The 4235-nt window shown below is 69.3% G+C and carries 4 protein-coding genes; all 4 read left to right on the forward strand.

Going from position 1 to position 4235, the window contains the following annotated elements; translation table 11 throughout:
• The coding region (locus L6Q21_RS16110) for a DUF2341 domain-containing protein (RefSeq protein WP_237831775.1) at positions 1 to 1517 on the forward strand (1517 nt) is incomplete at its 5' end.
• A 15-nt stretch (positions 1518 to 1532) separates the two neighbouring features.
• A complete protein-coding gene (locus tag L6Q21_RS16115) occupies positions 1533 to 1946 on the forward strand; it encodes an ExbD/TolR family protein (protein WP_237831776.1) in 414 nt (137 codons plus the stop codon).
• A complete protein-coding gene (locus L6Q21_RS16120; protein WP_237831777.1) occupies positions 1946 to 2665 on the forward strand; it encodes a TonB-dependent receptor in 720 nt (239 codons plus the stop codon). The genes L6Q21_RS16115 and L6Q21_RS16120 overlap by 1 nt, the downstream gene beginning before the upstream one ends.
• A gap of 49 nt (positions 2666 to 2714) precedes the next feature.
• Positions 2715 to 4235, forward strand: a 1521-nt coding sequence (locus tag L6Q21_RS16125) for a putative porin (RefSeq protein WP_237831778.1), incomplete at its 3' end; no start/stop codon positions are given.

Here is a 4235-nt window from a genome sequence, read left to right on the forward strand (position 1 = left end):
GCTTCGTGGCCGGCGACGACCGCACGCCTTTGAAGTTCCACATCGAGAAGTGGGCGCCGGCGGAAGAGCAGGCGCTGGTCTGGGTGGATGTGCAGGGCCTGCAGCCCGGGCAGGCGTCGGCGATCTACGCCTATTACGGCAACAAGGACGCGGCGTCCGGCCAGGATGTGGCGGGCAGCTTCGCCCCGGAATACCGGCTGGTCTACCACTTCGAGAATGCAGGCGCGCCGCGCGACGCCACCGCCAATGGCGCGCACGCGACCGGCGGCGAAGGGCGCAACGCCGGCGGCCTGATCGGCCAGAGCCTGGCGCTCGACGGCACGGCGCCGGTCTCGGTTCCGGCCTCGGCGTTCGCGCAGGGTCCGCTTTCGGTCAGCTTCTGGGTGAAGCCCGGTTCGGACGGCACACTGTTCAACCTTCCGGGCAGCGTCGGCCTGCGTTCGCAAGGCGGTCAGCTCTTCGTCGAGCAGGGCGGCGAGCGCTCGGCGGGCGCGGCGCTTGCCGGCGGGAGCTGGGCGCATGTGGCGCTGGTGAACGACGGCGCGAAGAGCGTTCTGTTCCTGAACGGCCAGCCGGCCGGCGAAGTGGCGGGCGCGCTTGGCACGCCCACCGGCCCGGCGCTGCTGGGCGAAGGCTTCACCGGCGAGATGGACGAGTTCCGGGTGGCGGGCGCGGCGCTTCCGGCGGCGGCGTTCCAGCTGGCGGCGGCTTCCGAGGGCCAGTCCCCGCGTCTGGCGCTTGCCGGCACGGCCGAGCAGGTCCAGACCGGCGGCGGCCACGACTATATGGGCATCCTGTTCAAGGCGCTGACCTTCGACGCCTGGGTGGTGATCATCATCCTGGCGATCATGCTGGCGATCGCCATCTGGATCATGATCACCAAGGGGCTGACGATCAGCCGGGTGCGCGGCGCCAACGAGGCCTTCCTCGACGCCTATGCCCGCCAGTCGCGGCGCTCGGGCGACCATGACGGGCTTCCGGCCTTCGATCCGGGCGCGGCGGCGGCTGGTTCCACCCTCAACAGCCTCTACCAGGTGGGCCGGCGCGAGCTGTCGGAGCGGCTGCAGGAAGGCAAGGCGACGGGTTCGCGCTTCGCCATCCGCTCGCAGTCGATCGCGGCGATCCGCTCGGCGCTCGACGCGACGAAGACCCGCGAGGCGCAGAAGCTGAACTCGAAGATGGTTCTCCTGACGATCGCCATCTCGGGCGGCCCGTTCATCGGTCTGCTCGGCACGGTGCTGGGCGTGATGATCACCTTCGCGGCGGTTGCGGCGGCGGGTGAAGTGAACATCAACGCCATCGCCCCGGGTATCGCGGCGGCGCTTCTGGCGACGGTTGCGGGCCTTGCGGTCGCGATCCCGGCGCTCTTCGGCTACAACTATCTTCTGTCGCGGGTGGAGGAGATCACCACCGACAACGAGATCTTCGCCGACGAGCTGGAAAAGCGCATCGCGGAAACCTGGCAGGACAACCCGGCTCCGACGGCGGGCTCCACCCCCACCGCCAAAGCGGCCTGAGGGGAGGGCTGTACCATGCAGGCAGGCTCCTCCAAGAAGCCCTATAACGAGATCAACATCACGCCGTTCGTCGATGTGGTCCTTGTTCTCCTCATCATCTTCATCCTGATGACGACGGCGGCGGTCCAGGGTATCCGGGTGGACCTGCCTTCGGCTTCCTCGGCGAAGACGCTGGAAGCGCAGAAGTCGCGGGTGATCTCGGTGTCGAACGACGGCACAGTGTCGATCGACGCGGTTCCGGTGTCGATGTCGGAGCTGGAGGGCGAGCTTCGCCGCTCCATCGCGACGACGCCGGACCTCGCGGTGATCCTGCGCGGCGATCGCGCCGTGCAGTACGACCGGATCATGCAGGTTCTGGACCTTGCTTCCAAGGTGGGTGTTCCCAGCCTCGGCATGGCGTCGACCCGTCCGCCCGAAGGCGGCGCGTGATGGCAGCGTCCAGTCTCGCCGAGCCGGGGCTGCTGGGCGGCACCGGCGGCCGGCGCTCCAGATCGCCGTTCACCTTCGGGCGGGTTCTGGCCGCGATCGGGCTCCTCCTCGTCGCCCTTCTGCTCTGGAATCTCTGGGGCCGGGTGACGGTGACGGAGCGTCCGAACGAGGTGAAGATGACGACGGTGGTGATCCCGCCGCCTCCGCCTCCGCCGCCGCCGCCGGAACCGGAGAAGGTCGAGCAGCCGCCCGAGCCGACTCCGGCGCCGCCGATCGACCAGCCGGTGGACACGCCTCCGCCGCCCGAGCCGCAGCAGAGCAGCGAGCCGTCGACCCCGGGCGACAACGCGCTCACCGCCCGCGAGGGCGCCGGCCCCAGCAATTACGGGCTGGCGGTCGGAAGCGGCGGGGGCACGCGCATCGGCGGCCGCCCTGGCGGCTCCGGCGACGGCTTCGCGGCCTATGGGGCGCTTGCCGCGCGCGAGGTGCAGATGGCGGCGCAGCGCGACAGGGAGCTGACCAAGGGCAGCTACCGCGTCCGCCTGGCCGTCACCGTCGACGAGGAAGGCCGCATCACCCATGTGCGGGTGGTCGAGGGCGGGGACGAGAAGCGCAACGCCCGGCTGCTCCAGGCGCTGATGGGGCTCCAGCTCTCCCGCCGCCCGCCGCCCGGCCTGCCGGTCGTGAACGTCGAACTCAACGCCCGCAGCGGAGCCTGACCGGATGGTCGTTCCTGCCGGCTCGTCAACTTCCAGAGGATAGGTTCTTATGTCTCGCAATCATCCCGTTACCCGAGCAAAGACGCTGCTGATGGCCTGCACGGCCGGCGTGGCGCTGACCGCGTCGTTTGCCGCCCCGTTCGCCGTCTCGTCGGCCCAGGCGCAAGGCGTCGACCCCAACAAGCTGCTGGAGATCATGGTCTCCAAGGGGCTGGTGAGCCGCGCCGAGGCGGACAGCATGCTGAGCGAGGCGCGCGCCGCCCCGGCTCCGGCCGCGGTCGTGCCCGTTCCCATGGGCGGGGTGGCGGCCGATGGCACGCACACCGTCCCCTATGTGCCGCAGGTGGTGCGCGACCAGCTGAAGGAAGAGCTGCGGGTCGAGCTCGGCAACCAGGCGCAGGCCGAGGGCTGGGCGAAGCCCGGCGAGACTCCGGAATGGACGCGGCGCATCAGCCTTTACGGCGATGTCCGCGTGCGCAGCGAGGGCCGCTTCTTCGACAAGCCCACCTACAACGACAAGGGCGAGTGGATCGGCGGCAACTTCCCCGAGTTCCCGGACTGGAACAGGATCAACCGCGGCAGCGGCTATCAGGTGAACGAGCATGCGCCCAACGGCAACCTGCGCCCGCCCTTCCTCAACACCGCCGAGGACCGCCGCTTCTTCATCCTGCGCGGCCGCGTCGGCCTGAAGGCGCAGATCACGCCAGGGGTCAGCGCCGATGTCCGCGTCGCCACCGGCTCCGACCGCTCGCCGGTCTCCACCAACCAGACGATGGGCGCCGACGGCACCGGCAAATATGAGATCTGGCTGGACCGGGCCTCGGTCCGCCTGACCCCGCTCACGGACCTGAACATCGACCTCGGCCGGTTCGCGAACCCGTTCGACACCAGCGACCTGTTCTTCGACGGCGACATGAACTTCGACGGCGTCGCCGTCTCGGGCAAGGCGGCGCTTGGGGACAGCGTCAGCTTCCGCGGCGCGGCGGGTGCCTTCCCGCTCTACAACACCAGCCTCAACTTCGGCTCCAGCGAAGCCGGCCCCTACAAGTCCACCGACAAATATCTGCTGGCGGTGCAGGGCGGGTTCGACTTCCGCCTGGGCCAGGAGCTGAGCGCGAAACTCTCGGCCGGCTACTTCCACTTCGACGGCGTCGAGGGGCAGTTCTCGTCGCCCTGCTACTGGAACGAGAGCGTCTGCGACACCGACGGCACGCGCCCGGCCTTCCAGCAGTTCGGCAACACCATGCGGCCGCTGCGCAACGTCATCCTGAACCCCGACAATCCCAGCGTCAGCCCGGAAGTGCAATATTATGGCCTGGCCTCGAAGTTCCAGGTCCTGCACCTGCGCGGGCAGATGCAGTATGACTTCAACGAGAAGCTCGGCGTGCGCGGGGAAGTGGAGTTCCTGAAGAACCTCGGCTTCGACCGCAACAAGATCTCTCCGCTCGCCCTCAACAACCATGCGCCGATCGTCGGCGGCCAGGGCGGCCAGTTCGACGGTGGCGACACCGGCTGGCAGCTGCGGGTGGTGGCCGGCAGCATGGAGCTGGGCATGACGGACGGCGGCTGG

Origin of the sequence: Sandaracinobacteroides sayramensis, assembly GCF_022014495.1 — a bacterium.
GTDB classification, from domain to species: Bacteria; Pseudomonadota; Alphaproteobacteria; order Sphingomonadales; family Sphingomonadaceae; genus Sandaracinobacteroides; species Sandaracinobacteroides sayramense.